Below are 20499 nucleotides of genomic sequence, written 5' to 3'. Positions count from 1 at the left end.
TTGAACAATCGCCCCAGAAAACGACTTGGATATCAAACGCCCAATCAGGTATTCTTCGAATCAACAGGCCTTGCACTTCAAACTTGAATCCGCGTATTTAAATAACTATTTTTTGAAGAAATTTACCAACCATAACTCGCCATCACCCGTCAAAGCTTGCCTACATTGGCACGTTTTAACTCCAATTTTTGCACCTTATAACGCAAATACAAATCACACACTATCGCGTACCGCATGAACTACATATAGTTGAATATAGCTTAGGTGTATTCGGTTCATTGGGTACTATAAGTTCACATAAGCGCCAAACAGTACAACTACTTTTATCGATCAAACTGTCCAGTCTTCAACCCGAAGTTCGTCTACTTGACAAAAAGCTTTGTCGTTTGTCACCAGCACTGCGCCTATGCTCATTGCGTGCGCAGCAATCAACTGATCGAGTGGCGCAAGTAATTTCCCTTTCCTTGCCAGGTCTGCCCTCACAGTTCCGTAATGCTCCGCAACCGTGGCATCCCATGGCATTACATCAACACGCAACAAAAATTCCCTCACAGCGAGATGGAGCCGCTTTGCGTCTGGTCGCTTCGTCAAACCAAAAAGAAGCTCCCCTTCTGTTATCGCCGAGATGCAAAGTGATGCTATCGGCACAGCAACTACCCGCTTGGCAACGGATGGATGCAGCTTAATCAGGTGGCTCACCGTATTGGTGTCGAGCATGTAACGTGTCATTCTTTCCAAGCTTCAAAAGGGTCACGGTCCTGCTCGCCCTGGCTCCGATCTTTTTCATCCAGAAAGTCACCAGGCACGTCAGCAACCTTGAGTGCAGAAAAGAAATCATCCCACGTTGCGGGCTTGCGCGACAGAATAATATCGCCAGTCTCCGGGTCTTGATGGATAAAAACTTCTTTGGTGTCGAATCGATAGGCGGCGGGCAGGCGTACCGCCTGACTGCGGCCGTTGGTAAACAGTTTAGCTGTTTGGCTCATGGGCATACCCTCTTGTGCTTACATGTTTTTAGTATATTTCAAACTGTGTGATATATCAAGGCATATGCCTTGTAAAGCTACATAAGAACTACTATCTTAAAACATAGTGGCAAGTAGCTTATCAATCTAGATCATTGTTCAATAATTCACCGTAATGTGGGTTCTATATACACCACATAAAGTGTAGTTTTAAAGATGGGAGCTAAACATTAAAGCGTAAATGACATCGGATAGATCAAGACGATCTCTATTGGCTCTTCCAGAAATGAAAAAGGGCCAGTCATTTCTGACTAGCCCTTATTTTCTTGGTAGGCCGTGCGGGATTCGAACCTGCGACCAACGGATTAAAAGTCCGCTGCTCTACCAGCTGAGCTAACGACCCAAGGAAAGGGTGAAATTATACATTCCTAATTCGTACTGTCAAGAGAAAACCCTTTATTTTATGCGCTTTTCTCTTAACTATCTGAAGCGAATCACTCTTCGCGCATCATTTTCCAATACTGGTATTTCATGGTAAGTGCACTACCCGCAATAATGGCGAAAAACGCGATGAAAGAGCCGACGGCAAGGGTTGATATACCTGTCACACCTTGGCCGATGGTACACCCCATTGCCAGCACGCCACCAAAGCCCATTAATGTGGCACCGATGAAGTGATTGACGAAGTCTTTAAAGGAAGCAAACCATTCGATCCGGAAACTGCGGCTGATCAATGACCATAACAATGAGCCAATGATTACGCCGAATACGGACATTGCACCAAAGGTCAGTACCTTGCTTTTGAAACCTGAAGCCACATAACCCAGGGTTTGCCCCATTGGGTTGATGAATGTGAAGGATTGCGGGCTTAGCGGACGGCTATCGGCAGGTTTAACATCGCCTTCTTTAGCAAACATGTCCCACTGCTCTGAAACGAAGTTCTGCAACGGGAATTTTTCGCCATCGACATTTAAGGTCGTGGTGCTTGTTACGTACCATGCTGCAACAATTGCCAGCCCTACTACCAGGCCACCCAGAATGTTATCAAAATTACTGCGGAAATCAGCGGCTTTAAAGATAAACACAAGCAGGGAGAATGCAATGATGCCACCCACAATCAGGCGGGTATGCACTGCTTGTTCCGGGCCTGAAATGATGGAACCCAGATCTTGTTTTGTGTGCAGCGTAACTGCAAGCGGACGAATCCAGTCATAAAACAGCACTGACATAAGCGTTTTGTCTGAACCAGGGAAAGGATTCACCATGAAATAAGCTATGGTTGCGATAATGATCAGCACCATAATGGATTTCAGGTTACCCCCGCCGATACGAATCAGGGTCTTGTTACCGCAGCCTGAAGCGAGGGTCATGCCGATACCGAACAATAAACCACCCAACAGATTTTCAGCCCAGACTAACTGATTGGCACGATAGGGAGGAAAGGCTAAATCGGCCTTTATCAGCCCGTAGGACTCCAGCACAATCACACCAATCATGGCGACGGCAATGGCCAGCAACCAGGCGCGAATTCGGCCAGTGTCACCCATGTTTACCCAATCAGAAACTGCACCCATAGTGCAGAAGTTGGTTTTATTCACCACAGCACCCATTACCAGTGCTATCCCGAAAGTTGCCCATAAAAAGTAAGACTGGGCTTGTCCGAAACTTTCAAATACCATTCAATTTTCCTCTCGTTCTAATTATCATGCGGCATGGTTTATGTAACGGCTCTTTTCCCAAAATCTTAAGATGCCGCTCAATAAAACCACTCATTTCTTTAACATGCGAATTTTAATCTAATAGAAATAAATCTCAATCACTATTTTCAATATTTCTTAATTTAATTAAATAGTTAGTACATTAATACCATGCCGTCAAGTAGTATGACACCACTTACCGGTAATGAGTCGGATCATTTATACCCGCATCTACAAATCCCTGACGTCTTAATCTGCAGGAGTCACATATACCACATGCAGCCCCTGCGTCATCGGCCTGATAGCAGGATACTGTTTGACGATAGTCCACTTTTAATTCAATGCCTTGCCGAATAATATCTGCTTTGGATAAAGCGATTAGCGGTGTGTGAATTTTCAGGGATTGGCCTTCGATGGCAGCCTTGGTCGCAAGGTTGGCCATTTTCTCGTAGGCTGAAATATATTCTGGGCGGCAATCCGGGTAGCCAGAATAATCCACTGCATTCACACCAATAAAGATATCCCGACTTCCCAGCACTTCTGCCCATGCCAGGGCAAGGGATAGCATAATGGTGTTACGTGCTGGCACATAAGTAATTGGAATGCCCTTACCGGGAATGGTAGGAACTGAAATTGATGCGTCAGTCAGTGCTGAACCGCCAAAAACAGTGAGATCCAGTTTGATTGTTCGGTGGGTGGTAGCGCCCAGTGCTTTTGCTACGCTATCCGCTGCCTGCAATTCTGCACGATGACGCTGACCGTAATCCAGGCTCAGTGCATAACAGTCAAATCCTGCGTGGCGAGCAATCGCCAAGGCTGTTGCGGAATCAAGACCACCGGATAACAATATGACAGCTTTTTTCATGAACGTGTTTGGGTGTAAATAAGAATGTTTTATTCTAACCCAGATTCTTGGGGAGGCGTTTCATTCAACTGCAACCACTTATTTTCCGCGACCTTCGCCCCACAAATATTTGTGCAATTGTATCTGCATGCGAACTGGCACATGGTCGCGTAATACCCATTCTGCCAGGTCGCCCGGCTCAAGGGTAGAAAACACGGGGGAAAATATGACTGGGCATCGCTCAACAAGATTGTGTTCGGTTAATTGCTGTTTTGCCCACTGGTAATCATTTACATCACACAACACAAATTTGATTTCGTCATGGGGTGTCAGGTACTGCAGGTTTTCCCAGCGATTTTTTGTAACTTCACCTGAACCCGGCGTTTTGACATCGACAATTTTGGATACGCGCACATCGACTTTTGATACGTCCAGTGCGCCGCTAGTTTCAAGCGAAACAGAATAGTCGGCATCACAAAGTGCCTTAAGCAAATCAATACAGCCTTTCTGAGCCAGAGGCTCGCCCCCTGTCACTGTGACATAGTGCGCGCCGTATGCTTTGGTTTTTTCGAGAATCGCTGAGAGCGGCATGCTCTCGCCTTCATGGAAAGCATATTCTGTATCACAATAGCCACAGCGCAACGGGCACCCTGTCAGACGTATAAATACGGTGGGCAGACCAATTCGGCTGGTCTCGCCTTGCAGGGAGTAAAAAATTTCATTAATACGCAGGGTTGGTTGTGGTGCTGTCATGCTGGATCCGGCAATTGAATTATGAAGGTAGCTTTCAAAACACTAGAAGGCTTAAATGATGAGGACAATTCCACCACAACAATGCCAACTTGAACGGCACCGAGAAAGTGGCCCCAGCATGCGCTGAAAGCCAGTGCATTTTACCTGAGATTGCCAAGCCTTTTTTGTGCCAAATCTGCGGCGCTGCTTAAAGGAAACTTTGCAACCAGATCTTCCAGCGTTTTTCTTGCTGCGCCGTTATCGCCTAACCCTTGATGGCAACTGGCCAGATTCAGCATGGCATCCGGCACTTTTTGGCTGTCTGGATAGAGTTTGATCAGCTTTTGCTGAGCAGCGATTGCCGACTTGAAATCACCCAAAGCAAAATACGAATTACCAATCCAGTATTGGGCGCTGGAAGCCAGATTACTATTGGAATAGGATTTCAGGAAACCTTGGAAGCCGGTAATAGCCCCCTGATAATTTCCCACTTTGAACATGCCCCATGCTGCTTCATAGGTTTTGGCCTCTGCAGCCGGGTCAGCCACCACTGCCGGGGCTGCTGTACCTGTTTTACCTAATGCACTTCCAGCAACTCCAGCAACAGGCGCAGTCGGTCCAGCGCTTTCCAGGTGTCGCAAGCGGGTATCCAGATCCACATAGAAATCTTTCTGACGTTTTTGCACACTTTCCAGATCATGGGTCTGCACCTCAAGCTGGCCACGCATTTTAGCCATGTCGCCCTTCAGTGTTTCCACTTGAGACAATAGTTCAACCAGGCCCTGGTTCTGAACAACACCTTCCAGCGTAGCCAGACGTGTCTCCAGCGTTTTTACTTGTTGCTGCAGGTCAACTATTTTTCTATGGGCTTCATCATCAGAAAACAATCCGGCATGTGCCATGCCAGTTCCGCTGAGAACGACAGCTAATATCAGTGCGTATTTACGTATCATCTTCAAGATCCGTCAATTAATTGGGACGCCGTTGCGTCCCTTGTGGTGCAGGGAACAGAAGCAACTTGACATAGCTACCCCATTCCAGAAAAACGTTGCGTACTACTATCTACTGGCGCACCAAATGATCAAACCCAAAAAAACTGCATGCCGGATTGGATTAAATCATTTCAGTGTGACCAGTCGAACGAAAGATTACTCGCCTTGATAAACGATATCTGCACGACGATCATTCTTCCAGCCACCTTCATCATGGCCTGTCGCTTTTTCTTCACCAAAGCTGACTGTTTCAATCTGCTTATCAGATACGCCCAATACGTTCATGACTTTCTTGACGCTTTCTGCACGACGCTGACCCAGTGCAATATTGTATTCACGGCTACCGCGCTCGTCGGTATTCCCTTGAACGGTTACTTTGGTATTGCCATTCTGGTTAAGATACTTGGCATGCGCTTCAATCATTGGCTTGTATTCATTGTTGACGGATGAACTGTCGTAGTCGAAATAAACACTGCGCTTGGACAAAATATTATTAGGATCGGTCAATGGATTAACTGCCATTCCCTGCTGCTGAGTGCCACTAGTACCAGCACCGGCAGTGGTTTTCTGCCCCATGCTTTTATCTTCTACAGCTGCTTTCTGATCTGGTGTGCCAGTACTTGCACAAGCAGACAATAAACTGACCAGTAACGCACTTAACAATAATTTGTTCATTGAAATTCTCCTGTTTGATTTATTGATTACTTAACGAAAGGGCCCCAAGCAGGCTCACGAATATCACCAGACTGCACAGAGAGCCGCTGCTTTGTTCTACCGTCACTCGAAACCGCAGCGAGTATTCCGCGCCCACCTACTTGGGTAGCATAAAGGATCATTTTGCCATTGGGTGCGAAACTGGGTGATTCATCCAGGGCGCTGTCAGTTAAAACCTGCACCTGGTTTGTTTCTAAATCCTGCACTGCCACATTGAAACGTCCTGAATTGCGCTGGATAAACGCAAACGATTTACCATCAGGACTAAACTGCGGAGAAACATTGTAATTACCTTCAAATGTGAGTCGTCTGGCATCCCCGCCATTTGCTGGCATTCGGTAAACCTGAGGGCTGCCTCCACGGTCAGAGGTAAAGATAATCCATTTCCCATCCGCAGACCAGTCTGGCTCTGTATCAATACCGGAACTCACACTCCAGCGCGCCAATCCGCTACCATCTGCATTGATCAAGTATAACTGGGAATTGCCATCACGTGTCAGAACAATGGCTAGTTTCCTGCCATCCGGAGACCAGGAAGGGGCACTGTTGCTCCCTTTAAAATTCGCGACGATGTTGCGACCACCGCTTAATAACGACTGAACATACACCACAGGTTTTTTCTTTTCAAAAGAAACATACGCCAGCCGACTGCCATCTGGCGACCACGCAGGAGAAATAATGGATTCTTTTGAATTGACGATGGTTTGCGCCCCGTAACCATCTGCATCAGAAACCTGAAGTTCATAACGGCCACTATGCTTTACAACATAAGCTATGCGGGTACTGAATACGCCTTGGTCACCCGTTAATTTCTGATAGATCACATCGGCTATTTTATGTGCGGTGGAACGCAGTTGCGACGTTGCAACAATATAACTGAAACCTGCCAGTTGTTCTTGCTTAGCGGCATCCAGCAAACGGAACCGGATTTCCATTCGACCATCTGGCGTGCGCGACACGCTGCCAATGACGATTGCATCGGCACCACGTCCGCGCCAGGCAGGGTAATTTATTTCAGCTGGTTCATGAGGTTGCGGCACGATTCCGGCCGGACTGACTAATTTGAACTGACCACTGCGTTGTAAATCTGCACCAATCACTTCTGTCAGATTTTGTGGCAGGCCAACTTCTCCAGCAAAAGGCACGATAGCAATAGGTAACTGGGTGGCTGCACCGCCTGTAATATCAATAGTCAGCCCTGCCTGTGCGGTGTGCACCAAAGTTACCAACATCAAACACAAGCTTATGCAGCCAGAGAGTAATTTTTTCATATGCACCATTTAAGATTTACCTGTTCTATTCATTAGGCCGGAATTGCAAATGCAGCTCACGAAATTTACTGAACAATGACGGTTCAGGTGGCAACGGCAAGGGTTGCGCTTTATAAATTGCACGTTCCACCGCACTGTCATACACAGCATTTCCACTACTGCGTGTTAGTTTTACACTTAATACATCGCCACTTGGCAGCAAAATGACATCAAATTCCGCCTGAGGGTTCCCCTGCATGTCGGATGGCAAAATAATAAAACGTTTTATTTTAGACTGTATTCTATTTTTAAAATCATTTACTTTCGATTGTGAAGCTGCCTGGGCAGCCTGATTAGCAGCTGCCTGTTCCCTTTGCAGCTGCGCTTCAGCTTCTTTTGCAGCTTGTTGCTCCTGCAACTGTTGTTTTTTCAGCTTTTCCTGTTCTTGCTTGCGCTTTTGCGCTTCCTGCTTTTGCTTTAGTTCTTCTTGTTTCTGTTTTAGTTCCTCTTCCTTCTGCTTTTCTTCTTTCAGGCGTTTTTTCTCTTTTTCCTTGAGCGCAATATCCGGTTTGACGACAGGTGGCTTGGGCTCAACTTTTGGTTCCGGCTTTGGTTTGTGTACCACTTCAGCTTCAGGTGGTGGTTTTGGTGTTTCTTTTGGCGGCGTCGGTTCAACGGGTTTAGGCTTGGCCACCAGTTCTTTTACTGGTTTTTGTGCAGGAGGTAATGCACTCCATAAGTCTGCGGACATGGCTTCTGGTTGCTTGCTATGCCAATTCACACCAAAAATCAGCAATCCAAAAAACAGCAGATGCACAAACACAGCCAAAAATCCGGCGAGTCGCTTCCCTGGTTCTTCACGCCCCCACATCTAACTGCTCCATTAATTCCCGCGTGGCTTTGCCAACAAGCCCACTTTTTTAACCTGATTTTGCTGCAATATATCCATCACATTCAACACTTCTTCATAACGAACACTCTTGTCTGCTGATATAACCACTGGCTGTTCCGGATTTTGTACTTGTTTTTCCTTCACGGCATTCACCAGATCATCATGACTTACTTCAATTTCTTTACTGGATTTTTCTCTGTCACGCAAAAAAAGTTTTTTGTTTGCCCTGATTTCCACTTCCAAGGGTGCAACTGGTGGTGTAAGCGATTGAGCGACTTGAGGCAACTCTATTTGCCCAGGATTCACCAACGGCGCAGTAATCATAAAAATAATCAGCAATACCAGCATCACGTCGATATAGGGTACGACGTTTATCTGGTTCATCTGCTTGCGCGGACGACGAGCGCTCATGTACTGGCCTGACGCTGCAGGATGTTGGAGAACTCTTCCATGAAGCTTTCAAAACGGACAGCCAGCCGATCTACGTCATGGGTAAATCTGTTATATGCCACTACAGCAGGGATAGCGGCAAACAAGCCCATTGCAGTAGCAATCAGCGCTTCGGCAATACCGGGAGCCACATGGGCCAATGTTGCCTGCACCATATTGGATAGCCCGCGGAAGGCATTCATGATGCCCCACACCGTTCCGAAAAGACCGACATAGGGGCTGACAGAACCTACGGTTGCCAGAAATGAAAGATGGGACTCAAGCTGATCCATTTCACGATGATACGTTGCACGCATGGCGCGGCGCGTACCATCCATCACGGCATTGATATCCATGCCTGACTGACGTTTAAGCTTGGAGAATTCACGGAAGCCCGCTTCAAAGATGCGTTCCATGCTGCCTTCCTCCCCATGGCCGGCATTCGCTCGCTGGTACAACGAATTCAGATCTGAACCACTCCAGAATTCGCGCTCAAAAACCTCTGACTGTTTGACTGCCTGTTTGATGGCGAACATCTTGAGAAAAATATACCACCACGAAACAAGTGACCCCAGCAACAAGAGCAACAGCACTAATTGCACTAATATACTGGCATTGGAAATCAGGCTAATAAAAGACAAGTCTTGCGATACACCGATATTCAATTTTCATTCCCTAATTTTTGTCTGATTGTTTCAGGGATTTTAACAGGTTTGAATGTATCGCCGTTGACACAGACGATTTTCACTTCTGCTTTTGTAAGAACATCCCCCCGTTCCACCGTTTGCTGAAAAACTATCTGGCTACGGCCAATATGTGTGGGATGAACAGTGACAGCCAGCGCATCATCAAATATCGCTGGTTTGATATATTCTATCGCAACCGAGCGCACAACAAAAATGACACGATGTTCATTCAACAACACAGATTGATCAAAGCCTGCTGCACGCAACCATTCCGTCCGGGCCCGCTCCATGAACTTAAGGTAATTGGCATAATAAACCACCCCGCCTGAGTCGGTATCTTCGTAATACACCCTGACTGTCCAGGTAAATAGTTTCGGGTTCAATTCTGGCTGCCACTCACGACTTTCATGCAAATAACAAACCCTTTGCCAAATAAGCATAGCAGGTTTGGATGTCACCTTTTTTACAGCTGCATCGCTTATTTTTCACTGGGATTCATCCCACATATCCCCAGCTACCTGACCACCAGGTATTGCAAAACCAAAATGCCGATATGCCGAAGCAGTGGCAATGCGCCCCCGTGGCGTACGTTGCAGATAACCTTGCTGTATCAGGTACGGTTCTAATACATCTTCGATGGTATCTCGCTCTTCGCCAATCGCCGCTGCCAGGTTATCAACGCCGACAGGGCCACCCCCGAATTTTTCAATGACTGTCTGGAGCAGTTTTCGGTCCATGACATCGAGACCGATTACATCCACGTCCAGCATCAGCAAAGCGGCATCCGCCACATCACGGGTTACGTCTCCATCCGCTTTGACTTCTGCATAATCCCTCACCCGGCGCAATAACCGATTAGCAATGCGCGGCGTGCCACGAGCACGTCGAGCAATTTCCAGCGAACCATCGCTAGAAATTTCCACATTCAGCAACCCGGCAGAACGGGTCACAATTTTTTTCAGTTCTTCGGGCGTATAGAATTCAAGTCTTGCCACAATACCAAACCGGTCGCGCAGTGGGTTGGTAAGCATGCCTGCCCGGGTGGTTGCGCCAACCAAAGTAAACGGTGGCAAATCCAGCTTGACCGAACGCGCTGCCGGCCCTTCACCAATCATGATATCCAGCTGAAAATCTTCCAGTGCAGGATATAAAATCTCTTCTACAACGGGGCTTAAGCGATGAATTTCATCGATGAACAATACGTCATTGGGTTCCAGGTTCGTTAGCAGCGCTGCTAGATCTCCTGCTCGTTCCAGCACCGGGCCTGAAGTCTGACGTAGATTCACGCCCATTTCTCTGGCAATAATGTGCGCCAGCGTCGTTTTACCCAACCCTGGCGGGCCGAAAAGCAGGACATGATCTAACGACTCACTACGATTGCGGGCGGCCTCGATAAAGATCTGCAACTGGCCGCGAATTTTTTCCTGGCCGACATATTCGTCCAGTTGCTTCGGACGTAGTGCCCGTTCCTGCGCTTCTTCTTTTGGGGATATGGGTGCAGCGGTAATTAAGCGGTCTGTTTCAATCATAAAGTTTGAATTGCGATTTTGTTAACTTGCACCCAGTAAGAAAAATAAGCAGTGACTGTATATATTCAGGCACGCAGATCAATGCCTGTTTCTTCAAGTAATCACTATTGGCTATAAACAGCTATGCTTTCGACAAGAATTTCAAAGCTTGCCGGATACCATCTGATACGCCCAAACCTGCAGGCAATTGCTTGACTGCCCACACCGCTTCTTTTTCATTATAACCTAATGACAACAACGCATTGAGGACATCACTTCCTTGCTCACCAACTGCTACCGTACCAGCAGCCATAGCCACACTGATATCCAGCTTATCCCGCAACTCCAGCAACAGGCGCTCAGCCGTTTTCTTACCCACACCGGGCACTTTCGTCAGTCTGCCTGCGTCCTGAGATGCCACCACCTGTGATAAGTCGCTAACGCTTAAACCACTCAATACTGCCAATGCCATTTTTGCACCGACGCCACTTACCTTTAACAATTGACGGAATGTTTTACGTTCGGCATCTGTCCCAAACCCATACAAAAGATGCGCATCTTCACGCACGATTAATTGCGTATGCAACACCACTTCTGCGCCCAAAACCGGCAAATTGTAAAAGGTACTCATGGGCACATCGATTTCATAGCCCACACCACTGACATCGACCAAGATTTGGGGAGGATTTTTTTCCAGAAGCTTGCCGGATATTCTGCCTATCATCTAATTACACGCCTTATTACAATACTGATACACAGAAAAATTTGATGTTTGAAAGCCAGAATACAGATAAAGTTCCGGGCAAACTATTTTATTTGGATTAACCAATCAAACGCCCCCCTTTCACACGATAACCTTGGGTGGCCAGTTTACCCAACCCCAAGCCACCGTGGGCGTGGCAAATCGCGCAAGCCAGTGCATCTGCGGCATCCGCCTGAGGTTCTCCACCAAGGCTTAACAGGCGCTTGACCATTTCCTGCACTTGTTCTTTTTTGGCATGACCGTTGCCCACTACAGCCTGCTTTACTTGCAATGCGGTGTATTCTGACACCAGCAAATGATTGGATACAGCAGCACAAATTGCGGCACCGCGTGCCTGGCCCAAGAGCAACGTGGATTTTGGATTGACGTTTACAAACACTTCTTCTACTGCTGCATGTTCAGGATGATAAGTGGCGATTACTTCACCCAGGCCGTCGAGTATGGTTTTAAGTCGCAGCGGCAGCAATCCAACTTCGGTTCTGATACATCCGCTGGCAACGTAGCTGAGCTTGTTGCCCGTTTTATCAATCACACCAAATCCTGTTACACGCAGACCGGGATCTATCCCGAGTATTCGAATGACGGCGCTCCCTGAATTACTCATCAATAACGGCGGATGTATACACATCCTGCACGTCGTCCAGACTTTCCAATGCATCAAGCAACTTTTGCATTTTGACAGCATCGTCGCCGGTGAACTCGTTTTCAACACTTGGTTTCATGGTCACTTCAGCCATTTCCGGCTTAAATCCAGCTTTTTCCAGAGCCATTTTCACCGATGAAAGCTCATAAGGGCCGGTGATCACTTCAATACTGCCATCATCATTGGTAATGATATCTTCCGCCCCTGCTTCCAGCGCGGCTTCCATTAATGCATCTTCATCAGTTTCTGGCGAAAACAGCATCTGGCCGCAATGCTTGAATAAAAATGCGACGGAACCATCTGTACCTAAATTACCCCCGTACTTGGTAAAAGCATGACGCACATCCGCTACAGTACGGGTTTTATTGTCTGTCAGACAATCCACCATTACGGCAGCACCGCCAATACCGTAACCTTCGTAACGCAACTCCTCATAATTCACCCCTTCCAGATCGCCGCTGCCGCGCTTGATCGCTCGCTCGACGTTATCCTTGGGCATATTCTGATCGTATGCTTTTTCAACCGCCAGCCTTAAACGCGGGTTGGTTGAAGGATCTCCACCGCCCATTCTGGCGGAAACTGTAATTTCTTTAATCAGGCGCGTGAAAATTTTGCCACGCTTGGCATCGGCACGTTCTTTTTTGTGCTTGATATTTGCCCATTTACTATGACCTGCCATAAATCCCTCTGCTCAACAAACTTGACTCAATATGATCCTAGAAACCTCAGTTAACCGCTGCCCTTAACATTTAACTAAATAATTCTAATAGAATTATTAATGTTTCCCTGGTTTACCCGGTTGGTGAGACCGCTATGGGTTGAATTGCACAATTTCTGGAGCACACTCCATCCCATCCAACTAAGGTTTCTATGATGATTGGCTGATTTTACCACTGCAACCCGGTTTTAAAAACAAAACCCATGACACTTTAATCTGTTCAGATTTTTTCGTTATTCTTTTCACGGGCATATCCTGCAACTCCCATCATAAATCGCACTAGACCATAGCTTAACCAACTCACCAACCGAGTAAGCATAAATTGCCGCTTCCAGCTTATTTTCAGCACAGGTCGCGAACCTGTTTCCATAGACTGCAGCAAATTTTGCCGCAATGCCCCTGCGAATTCTTTATTTTCCACCACCACATTTGCTTCGCGGGAAAGCAGTAAACTGAATGGATCAATGTTTGACGAGCCCACTGTGGCCCAATGTCCGTCGATTACAGCCACCTTGGCATGCATAAAGCTCTTGTGATACTCGTATATTTCAATCCCTGCTTCCAGAAAATTGCCATACAATGCCCGCGAAGCATAATGCAGCAACAAGTATTCCACCCTGCCCTGCAACAATAGAATCACACGCACACCACGGGCAGCCGCTTCTGTCAGCGCATGCCGAAAACTGATACCCGGCAAAAAATAAGCATTGGCGATAATAATTTCGGTTTGCGCCTTTTCAATTGCACTAAGATAAGCCTCTTCAATATCACGACGATGCCGGAGATTATCTCTCACCAGAAAAGCAGCACGCATCGTGCCTTTTGCAACGGAAGAAACAGGAACCCCTCTGTCACGCAACCAGCCCTGGTGTAAATGCGTCCAGGAAACCAGTGACCAGACATGCCGTACTGCAGCATGAATGATTCCAACCAACGGTCCCTCCACAGCTACTGCATAGTCATAACGCGGCGGCGTATGCCCAGGGGTATCCATATCATCAATGATGTTAATGCCCCCTACAAATGCGATTTCCTGATCCACCACCACAATTTTACGGTGCAAACGCCTTAATCGCTGACGTCGGAAAGTCCACGGGGATATTTTTGGACGAAACTTGAGCACTCGCACACCTGCATCGCTCATGGAGTCGATCATGGATTGCGGCAAATTTTTCGAGCCGAATCCATCTACCAGCACATGCGTTTTCACGCCTCGCTTTGCAGCATGCTTTAGTGCTTCTGCTACACGTTGGCCAGTTGCATCATCTTCGAAAATATAACTTTCCAGATAAATCTCATGCTCAGCTAGTTCAAATGCTGAAATGATGGCAGGAAAATAAGCCTCACCATTTTGCAACAGGGTTATGTGATTACCTGGAATTAAGTGCGTCATAGTCTGATCATGGTCGCGGAAAGCGCGGCATGATCAGAAATCTTTGACCATGGCCGGCCATGCAGTACTTGCGCAGTTTTTACCTGAAAACCGCGCACGTAAATTCGATCCAGATGAAACAGGGGAAGTAACGAAGGGAAACTTCGCGCAGGTTTTCCGTGAGCACTTTCAAAAACCTCATGCAAGTTGAGCAAGCCGGATAAAACCTCGCCTGCCTGAATGCGCCAATCGTTAAAATCGCCCGCAATGATCAGAGGATGATGCGGAGGAACAAGTTTCTCAATCCGGCTACGTAACGCTAATAACTGTGTTTTTCTGCCACGTCCGAATAAACCGAGATGCACGTTGACACAGTGCAAAGGCTCATCCCAACCGGGAATTGCAATTTCGCAGTGCAACATGCCACGGTGTTCAAAACGATGGGCTGAGATATTTTCATTTTCCCATTTAACTATCGGAAAACGGCTCAGAATCGCATTACCGTGGTGCCCGCCATCATAAGCAGCATTTTTACCATAGGCAAAGTCGGTCCACACTGAATCTGCAAGAAACTCATATTGTGGTTTTTCCGGCCAATTTGTATAGCGCTCGGCGTGACGTTCATGATTACCCAGCACTTCCTGCAGGAACACCACATCTGCATGGATAGCATGCAAACTATCCCGCAGTTCGTGCATCACCATGCGCCGGTTAAAATGGGAAAACCCTTTATGGATATTGTAAGTCGCTATATGCAGGGTTCTATTCATGCTCACAGAATAGCATATTAGATAGTTTGCTTAAGCCACAGAATTGACGAGACTGCCCACCCCCGGAATCCGCACTTCTACTCGATCTCCAGCAGAAAGAGGCGCCACCCCCAGAGAAGTGCCACAGGAAATGATGTCCCCGGGAGTCAGTGTCATGATTTCAGACAGAAAGGCAACCAATTCAAAAGGCCCGAACACATAATCCCGAACTGAAAATTGCTGACATTGTTTCCCGTTCAGCCAGGATTCAACCTCTAATGCATAAGGATCAATATCCGTTGCCACCACTGCGCCAAAAACACCGAACGAATCGAAAGCTTTTGAATACACATGCTGCGGCAGCGTCGGGTGTTCCACAATATCCTGCGCGGTCACATCATTGACGCAGGTATAACCGAAAATCACGTCTTTCGCCTGCTCAACCGATACGTCTTTACAAGTCTTACCGATAACCACGCCCAACTCTCCCTCAAGCACCACACGTGAGCTATGGCGATGGGGAAGCACGATGGTTTGATTGTGGGAAAGAAAAGTACTGGATGGTTTTAAAAAGAACAGAGGGTATTCCGGTGTTGCCGCATTTTTTTTCGCAATGATTGCATGGGAATTATTAAACATGACGATCATTTTGCTTGGTTCGGTTGGCGTTAATACCTTCACGGCATCCAAAGCAAGGGTTTCACCCGTCGCTTCCGGATTTTTAAACATGTCACCCCGGTAAACCCGAATATTTTCGGCATCCAGCATACCGAAACCAGTCAGACCATTATGTTCAAATCTTATCCAATACGCCATCTATATTCCTTACTGCAAACCTGCAAATCAAAAATCAGTTCATGACACATCCAGCATCCGTTGTAACGCCAGCCTAGCCATTTCCGCCTCTTTCTGCGGCACTTTGATCTGGTTAACCACTTTTCCTTCAACCAGATTTTCCAGCACCCAGGCCAAATGTTGCGGATCAATGCGAGCCATAGTAGAACACATGCAAACTGTGGGGGACATAAACTGGATAACTTTACCTTCATCCTTGAACTGAACTGCCAGACGATTTACCAGATTCAGTTCTGTCCCGACCAGCCAGTGTGTGTTCGGTGCTGCAGCAGCAATAGTCTGGATAATATACTCAGTCGAACCGACATAATCAGATAACTGACACACTTCAAAATTATTTTCGGGATGAGAAATAACTAACCCTTCCGGGTGCTGGTTTCGAAATTTTAAAATATGCTGGGGTTGGAACATCTGGTGCACAGAGCAAAACCCCTTCCACAAAATCATTTTGGCTTTTTTGATTTGTTCAGGAGTCAGCCCGCCTAGTGGCTGATCAAAATCCCACACCACCATTTCATCCAGAGGGATACCCATTTTGTAACCGGTATTCCGCCCTAAGTGCTGATCAGGGAAAAACAGGATTTTCTCGCGCCGGGAAAATGACCATTCCAGAATTTTGCGGGCGTTGGTTGATGTGCAAACAATCCCGCCATGTTCTCCACAGAAAGACTTCAGATCTGCAGCGGAATTTATATAGGTCACCGGGGTAATCATTTCGTCCGGGTCCAGCACTTCGGATAATTCACGCCAGGCACGAGTTACTTTAGACAGTGAAGCCATGTCTGCCATGGAACAACCCGCTGAGAGGTCAGGCAAAATGGAAATTTGTTCCGGGCGAGATAATATATCTGCCACTTCCGCCATGAAATGCACACCACAAAAAACAATATATTCAGCGTTGGAGCTGGCGGCCAGATAGGAAAGTTTCAGGGAATCGCCCGTGTAATCAGCGTGCTGATATACATCATCACGCTGATAATGATGTCCCAGAATAACCAGACGTTCTCCCAGCACGGCTTTGGCTGCCAAAATACGATCCTGACATGCCTCATCCTGCATCTGGTTAAATCGGTCAAAAGCAATCGGGCTAACTTGCATTGTCACTCCCAGCAGAAATCCTGTTAACTTGCGTTCTCAATATAGCGCTCCGCACGCTACTATCCCCAATAAGAAAACGAGCTTCATAAGCAAACTCTAACATTACCAGATTATGTCAAAAATTTCACGCGCTCGTTGCGTTTCTGGATGCCAGCAATTTTATTGCTGCAGCGTTGCTCGGCGAAAAAACCTTCTGCTCTGCTTCCTGGCGTGGCAACCAGACGGCGTGCAAGTGCTCTCGGGGCGATAAGGTGACTGTAACAGATTGTGGCACCAACAAACCAAACACATGTTCAGTATTCGAGACCACCCCTGGCGCATAACGGTGCCGCCATTCTGGATAGATCTCATAAGTATTAGTGATATTCCAGTCAGTTAGTTGGTATTGTGATACATCAATTCCCGTTTCTTCCTGCACTTCCCGGGCCGCTGTTTGTTCTAGCGTTTCTCCTGCATCCTGACTACCGGTCACCGACTGCCAATACCCTGGATGGTCAGCCCGATCCAGCAATAACACCTTGAGATCTGCAGTATAAATAACCACCAGCACCGACACCGGGACTTTGTAAGTACTCACAAACATCTCTTAGCGCAAAGAATGCAAAGAAAAGGAACGCGCCACCAAATGACCTGCACCTGAATAATTCACGCCTCTCCTCTGATCAGTTTGAGCGATATGTTTTGAAAATAACCTCAATCACCCTTTGCTGGTTAATCAGGATTTCGCAATATCAACCTGACGCAGTCGAATATGCAATTCACGCAACTGCGCTTCATCCACAACATTCGGCGCTTGCGTCAACAAATCATTCGCACGCTGAGTTTTGGGGAAAGCAATCACATCACGGATAGACTCTGCACCCACCATCAATGCCACCAGCCGATCCAACCCGAAGGCCAAACCACCGTGGGGTGGCGCGCCATATTGCAGCGCATCCAGCAAGAATCCAAATTTTTCCTGTGCTTCTTCATCACTGATCTTGAGCGCCTGAAATACCTTGGACTGCACTTCCTGGCGATGAATACGGACCGAACCACCACCCACTTCCCAACCGTTCAACACGATATCGTAAGCCTTGGATAGCGCCTTGCCCGGATCGGACTCAAGCAAGTGCTCGTGACCTTCTGCCGGTGAGGTGAACGGATGATGCAATGCCTGCCAGCGATTATTTCCTTCATCCAGTTCGAACATAGGGAAATCAACCACCCACAAAGGTTTCCATTCTTTCGATGCAAACCCACGCTCATGACCCACTTTAGCACGCAATGCGCCCAAAGCTTCGTTCACAATTTTTGCTTTATCCGCGCCAAAAAACACCAAATCACCATCTGATGCGCCGGAACGCTCAATAATGCTCTTGACAGCTGGCTCCGTCAGGAACTTCAGGATAGGCGACTGCAATCCTTCCATGCCTTTCGCTAGTTCGTTTACTTTGATGTACGCTAACCCTTTTGCGCCATAAATCTTGACGAAATCCGTATAGTCATCAATTTCTTTACGTGACATGGCACCACCCTGCGGTACGCGTAAACAGGCTACACGACCACCTTCCATATCTGCCGCTTCTCGGAACACCTTGAAATCAACCTGACGCATAATATCCGTCAATTCGATGATTTCAAGTGCAATACGCATATCAGGCTTATCCGAGCCGTAACGCCCCATTGCTTCCGCATAACACATCCGCGGGAACGGACTCGGCAAGTCCACATCCATGACTTTTTTGAACATGTCTCGCAACATGTCTTCAATCATATCCATGATTTCTGCCTCACTCATGAATGAGGTTTCAATATCCACCTGGGTAAATTCAGGCTGGCGATCTGCACGCAAATCTTCATCACGGAAACACTTGGTAATCTGAAAATAGCGATCGTATCCCGCCACCATCAACAACTGCTTAAACAGTTGCGGAGATTGCGGCAGAGCGTAAAACGACCCTGGGTGCACACGTGAAGGCACCAGGTAATCCCGCGCACCTTCTGGAGTCGAACGCGTCAGCATCGGGGTTTCAATTTCCATGAAACCATGGGTATCAAGGTAATCACGCATGGTTTTCGCCACGCGGTAACGCAACTTGAGGTTAGACTGCATCACAGGGCGACGCAAATCCAGATAACGGTGTGTCAGCCGCACATTCTCGCTCAGCTGTTCATCATCCAGAAGGAATGGTGGTGTAAGAGAAGGGTTGAGCACCTCAATTTCCTGGGCTACTACTTCTATCTCACCAGTAGGTAAGTTAGTGTTTACTGTCCCATCTGGACGAGCGCGCACGACTCCTGTCACCTTCAGCACAAACTCATTACGAATGCCTTCTGCCGCCTTGAAAGTCTCAGCTTGTTCCGGATTACATACGACCTGCACCAGCCCCTCGCGGTCACGCAGGTCAATAAAAATCACACCGCCATGATCACGACGACGATGCGCCCAACCACAGAAAGTTACGGTTTGCTGTAAATGTTCACGGTTCACTTCACCGCAATAATGAGTACGCATCATAATTTTGTTCACACCAACTATTCAAAAATAATAAAGACAGGGCTTGCAAAGGATGAGCTCCTATTGCGAATCCTGCCTCTTCTAAAAACCTTGTTAATTATTCGGTGCCAGTTTTACCGCTAAGTCTTTATCTGGCGGTGCCACGACCCCCATGGAAATAATGTATTTAAGCGCCTGATCGACGCCCATATCCAATTCGATCACTTCACTTTTTTTGACAAAAAAGTAAAAACCATTGACGGGGCTGGGAGTTGTCGGGATAAACACCCCCACATATTCGCCATCCAGCTTAGCGCTCACATCTTTACCTGGTACAGATGTCTGGAATGCAAGTGACCAGGCTTGAGGGTGAGGATAATGCACCAGCAACACCTTACGAAAAGATTCGCCATTTCCTGAAAAAAGGGTATCACTTACCTGTTTGACGCCATGATAAATCGTTTTGACAACCGGTATACGTCCGAGCACAGATTCCCAGAAGGCAATCAGGCGCTGGCCAATCATATTGGCAGTAAACAGACCCGTCAACAAAATCACCGCAACAGTTAAAATAACGCCCAATCCTGGAATGTTCATTCCGAGAACATGCACCGGCTGGTACGCTGAAGGCAACAACAGCAGACTCATGTCCATCATGCCAATGATCAAATTCAGCACCCACAAGGTAATCACCAGAGGCACCCAAACCAGCAAACCCGTAATAAAATACCGCTTCATGTTAGGAATGACAAGTACCCCCGGCACAACCTGTGGGAGCCGGCGCTGCCGCCTCTTCTTTTTTATTGGAAGATCCGCCCTTGAAATCGGTCTGATACCAGCCATTACCCTTTAACTGAAAACCAGCAGCAGTCACCAACTTACTAAACGTTTCTTTGCCACACTCTGGACAAGTCGTCAGCGTTGCATCACTCATTTTCTGAATAACTTCTTTCTGAAAGCCACATTCAGTACATTTATACTCATAAATCGGCATAACAACCCCCTAAAAAACAAAATTATACCCTAACCTGATAGATATGCCTTTCAAATTTGGTCAAGGCCCCTTCTTTTCAAGAGGTTGAACTGAAATATGGCTATGTTCATCAACCACAA

General features: G+C 47.1%; 24 protein-coding genes and 1 tRNA gene. All 25 read right to left on the bottom strand.

The annotated features are described in order from the left end of the window. Positions 1-330 precede the first annotated feature (330 nt). Positions 331-729, bottom strand: coding sequence for a type II toxin-antitoxin system VapC family toxin (locus EDC63_RS13345; protein WP_124946425.1), 399 nt, complete (start codon positions 727-729; stop codon positions 331-333). Beyond that, positions 726-986, bottom strand: a complete 261-nt coding sequence (locus tag EDC63_RS13340; RefSeq protein WP_124946424.1) for an antitoxin — start codon at positions 984-986, stop codon at positions 726-728. Before EDC63_RS13340 ends, EDC63_RS13345 begins: the two co-directional genes overlap by 4 nt. A gap of 306 nt (positions 987-1292) precedes the next feature. After that, positions 1293-1368 (bottom strand) — tRNA-Lys (locus EDC63_RS13335). A 91-nt stretch (positions 1369-1459) separates the two neighbouring features. Then, positions 1460-2644: a YeeE/YedE family protein gene (locus EDC63_RS13330; RefSeq protein WP_124946423.1), complete on the bottom strand. Its 1185-nt coding sequence runs from the start codon at positions 2642-2644 to the stop codon at positions 1460-1462. Between the two features lie 214 nt (positions 2645-2858). After that, on the bottom strand, positions 2859-3527 hold the full coding sequence (gene queC, locus EDC63_RS13325) for a 7-cyano-7-deazaguanine synthase QueC (RefSeq protein WP_124946422.1): 669 nt from the start codon (positions 3525-3527) through the stop codon (positions 2859-2861). 78 nt (positions 3528-3605) lie between these two features. Beyond that, positions 3606-4259 (bottom strand): 7-carboxy-7-deazaguanine synthase QueE, encoded by a 654-nt coding sequence (gene queE / locus EDC63_RS13320; RefSeq protein ID WP_124946421.1) that lies wholly within the window; start codon positions 4257-4259, stop codon positions 3606-3608. A gap of 140 nt (positions 4260-4399) precedes the next feature. Next, positions 4400-5191 (bottom strand): tol-pal system protein YbgF, encoded by a 792-nt coding sequence (ybgF, locus tag EDC63_RS13315; RefSeq protein ID WP_124946420.1) that lies wholly within the window; start codon positions 5189-5191, stop codon positions 4400-4402. Positions 5192-5386: 195 nt separating this feature from the next. Beyond that, complete coding sequence (gene pal, locus EDC63_RS13310; RefSeq protein WP_124946419.1) at positions 5387-5905, bottom strand: peptidoglycan-associated lipoprotein Pal; 519 nt, start codon at positions 5903-5905, stop codon at positions 5387-5389. A 26-nt stretch (positions 5906-5931) separates the two neighbouring features. Further along, positions 5932-7176, bottom strand: a complete 1245-nt coding sequence (tolB, locus tag EDC63_RS13305) for a Tol-Pal system beta propeller repeat protein TolB (protein WP_223272290.1) — start codon at positions 7174-7176, stop codon at positions 5932-5934. Positions 7177-7240: 64 nt separating this feature from the next. Next, entirely contained in the window at positions 7241-8065 is an 825-nt protein-coding gene (gene tolA / locus EDC63_RS13300) for a cell envelope integrity protein TolA (RefSeq protein WP_124946418.1), read from the bottom strand. A 12-nt stretch (positions 8066-8077) separates the two neighbouring features. Further along, positions 8078-8497, bottom strand: a complete 420-nt coding sequence (gene tolR / locus EDC63_RS13295) for a protein TolR (protein WP_124946417.1) — start codon at positions 8495-8497, stop codon at positions 8078-8080. Continuing rightward, positions 8494-9180, bottom strand: a complete 687-nt coding sequence (tolQ, locus tag EDC63_RS13290) for a protein TolQ (RefSeq protein WP_223248272.1) — start codon at positions 9178-9180, stop codon at positions 8494-8496. Before tolQ ends, tolR begins: the two co-directional genes overlap by 4 nt. Beyond that, positions 9177-9614, bottom strand: coding sequence for a tol-pal system-associated acyl-CoA thioesterase (ybgC, locus tag EDC63_RS13285; RefSeq protein WP_223272289.1), 438 nt, complete (start codon positions 9612-9614; stop codon positions 9177-9179). Before ybgC ends, tolQ begins: the two co-directional genes overlap by 4 nt. Positions 9615-9686: 72 nt before the next feature. Continuing rightward, positions 9687-10730 (bottom strand): Holliday junction branch migration DNA helicase RuvB, encoded by a 1044-nt coding sequence (ruvB, locus tag EDC63_RS13280; protein ID WP_124946415.1) that lies wholly within the window; start codon positions 10728-10730, stop codon positions 9687-9689. Between the two features lie 121 nt (positions 10731-10851). Beyond that, on the bottom strand, positions 10852-11433 hold the full coding sequence (gene ruvA, locus EDC63_RS13275; protein WP_124946414.1) for a Holliday junction branch migration protein RuvA: 582 nt from the start codon (positions 11431-11433) through the stop codon (positions 10852-10854). Between the two features lie 97 nt (positions 11434-11530). Next, positions 11531-12076, bottom strand: a complete 546-nt coding sequence (ruvC, locus tag EDC63_RS13270) for a crossover junction endodeoxyribonuclease RuvC (RefSeq protein ID WP_189836508.1) — start codon at positions 12074-12076, stop codon at positions 11531-11533. Beyond that, on the bottom strand, positions 12069-12794 hold the full coding sequence (locus tag EDC63_RS13265) for a YebC/PmpR family DNA-binding transcriptional regulator (RefSeq protein WP_124946413.1): 726 nt from the start codon (positions 12792-12794) through the stop codon (positions 12069-12071). Before EDC63_RS13265 ends, ruvC begins: the two co-directional genes overlap by 8 nt. A 259-nt stretch (positions 12795-13053) precedes the next feature. After that, a complete protein-coding gene (gene clsB, locus EDC63_RS13260) occupies positions 13054-14226 on the bottom strand; it encodes a cardiolipin synthase ClsB (protein WP_124946412.1) in 1173 nt (390 codons plus the stop codon). Continuing rightward, positions 14223-14975, bottom strand: coding sequence for an endonuclease/exonuclease/phosphatase family protein (locus EDC63_RS13255; RefSeq protein WP_124946411.1), 753 nt, complete (start codon positions 14973-14975; stop codon positions 14223-14225). The genes clsB and EDC63_RS13255 overlap by 4 nt, the downstream gene beginning before the upstream one ends. A gap of 30 nt (positions 14976-15005) precedes the next feature. Continuing rightward, positions 15006-15770 (bottom strand): fumarylacetoacetate hydrolase family protein, encoded by a 765-nt coding sequence (locus tag EDC63_RS13250; protein WP_124946410.1) that lies wholly within the window; start codon positions 15768-15770, stop codon positions 15006-15008. Positions 15771-15809: 39 nt separating this feature from the next. Then, on the bottom strand, positions 15810-16907 hold the full coding sequence (nadA, locus tag EDC63_RS13245; RefSeq protein ID WP_124946409.1) for a quinolinate synthase NadA: 1098 nt from the start codon (positions 16905-16907) through the stop codon (positions 15810-15812). A 124-nt stretch (positions 16908-17031) separates the two neighbouring features. Further along, complete coding sequence (gene nudB, locus EDC63_RS13240) at positions 17032-17484, bottom strand: dihydroneopterin triphosphate diphosphatase (protein WP_223248271.1); 453 nt, start codon at positions 17482-17484, stop codon at positions 17032-17034. A gap of 138 nt (positions 17485-17622) precedes the next feature. Further along, positions 17623-19407: an aspartate--tRNA ligase gene (gene aspS, locus EDC63_RS13235; protein WP_124946428.1), complete on the bottom strand. Its 1785-nt coding sequence runs from the start codon at positions 19405-19407 to the stop codon at positions 17623-17625. Between the two features lie 93 nt (positions 19408-19500). Beyond that, positions 19501-20124, bottom strand: a complete 624-nt coding sequence (locus EDC63_RS13230) for a DUF502 domain-containing protein (protein WP_124946407.1) — start codon at positions 20122-20124, stop codon at positions 19501-19503. Between the two features lies 1 nt (position 20125). Next, the gene (locus EDC63_RS13225) at positions 20126-20380 is read right to left on the bottom strand and encodes an FmdB family zinc ribbon protein (protein WP_124946406.1); all 255 of its coding nucleotides are present in this window, start codon (positions 20378-20380) and stop codon (positions 20126-20128) included. Between the last annotated feature and the right edge of the window lie 119 nt (positions 20381-20499).

This window comes from Sulfurirhabdus autotrophica (genome assembly GCF_004346685.1).
Taxonomy (GTDB): domain Bacteria; phylum Pseudomonadota; class Gammaproteobacteria; order Burkholderiales; family SMCO01; genus Sulfurirhabdus; species Sulfurirhabdus autotrophica.
The sequence above is the reverse complement of the archived record's forward strand: the minus strand, read 5'-3'. Positions and strand labels throughout refer to the sequence as shown.

Coding starts and splice junctions, on each gene's coding strand:
- EDC63_RS13345 (WP_124946425.1), bottom strand. CDS start 729: ATGACACGTTACATGCTCGACACCAATACGGTGAGCCACCTGATTAAG.
- EDC63_RS13340 (WP_124946424.1), bottom strand. CDS start 986: ATGAGCCAAACAGCTAAACTGTTTACCAACGGCCGCAGTCAGGCGGTA.
- EDC63_RS13330 (WP_124946423.1), bottom strand. CDS start 2,644: ATGGTATTTGAAAGTTTCGGACAAGCCCAGTCTTACTTTTTATGGGCA.
- queC (WP_124946422.1), bottom strand. CDS start 3,527: ATGAAAAAAGCTGTCATATTGTTATCCGGTGGTCTTGATTCCGCAACA.
- queE (WP_124946421.1), bottom strand. CDS start 4,259: ATGACAGCACCACAACCAACCCTGCGTATTAATGAAATTTTTTACTCC.
- ybgF (WP_124946420.1), bottom strand. CDS start 5,191: ATGATACGTAAATACGCACTGATATTAGCTGTCGTTCTCAGCGGAACT.
- pal (WP_124946419.1), bottom strand. CDS start 5,905: ATGAACAAATTATTGTTAAGTGCGTTACTGGTCAGTTTATTGTCTGCT.
- tolB (WP_223272290.1), bottom strand. CDS start 7,176: ATGTTGGTAACTTTGGTGCACACCGCACAGGCAGGGCTGACTATTGAT.
- tolA (WP_124946418.1), bottom strand. CDS start 8,065: ATGTGGGGGCGTGAAGAACCAGGGAAGCGACTCGCCGGATTTTTGGCT.
- tolR (WP_124946417.1), bottom strand. CDS start 8,497: ATGAGCGCTCGTCGTCCGCGCAAGCAGATGAACCAGATAAACGTCGTA.
- ruvB (WP_124946415.1), bottom strand. CDS start 10,730: ATGATTGAAACAGACCGCTTAATTACCGCTGCACCCATATCCCCAAAA.
- ruvA (WP_124946414.1), bottom strand. CDS start 11,433: ATGATAGGCAGAATATCCGGCAAGCTTCTGGAAAAAAATCCTCCCCAA.
- ruvC (WP_189836508.1), bottom strand. CDS start 12,076: ATGAGTAATTCAGGGAGCGCCGTCATTCGAATACTCGGGATAGATCCC.
- EDC63_RS13265 (WP_124946413.1), bottom strand. CDS start 12,794: ATGGCAGGTCATAGTAAATGGGCAAATATCAAGCACAAAAAAGAACGT.
- clsB (WP_124946412.1), bottom strand. CDS start 14,226: ATGACGCACTTAATTCCAGGTAATCACATAACCCTGTTGCAAAATGGT.
- EDC63_RS13255 (WP_124946411.1), bottom strand. CDS start 14,975: ATGAATAGAACCCTGCATATAGCGACTTACAATATCCATAAAGGGTTT.
- EDC63_RS13250 (WP_124946410.1), bottom strand. CDS start 15,770: ATGGCGTATTGGATAAGATTTGAACATAATGGTCTGACTGGTTTCGGT.
- nadA (WP_124946409.1), bottom strand. CDS start 16,907: ATGCAAGTTAGCCCGATTGCTTTTGACCGATTTAACCAGATGCAGGAT.
- aspS (WP_124946428.1), bottom strand. CDS start 19,407: ATGATGCGTACTCATTATTGCGGTGAAGTGAACCGTGAACATTTACAG.
- EDC63_RS13230 (WP_124946407.1), bottom strand. CDS start 20,124: ATGAAGCGGTATTTTATTACGGGTTTGCTGGTTTGGGTGCCTCTGGTG.
- EDC63_RS13225 (WP_124946406.1), bottom strand. CDS start 20,380: ATGCCGATTTATGAGTATAAATGTACTGAATGTGGCTTTCAGAAAGAA.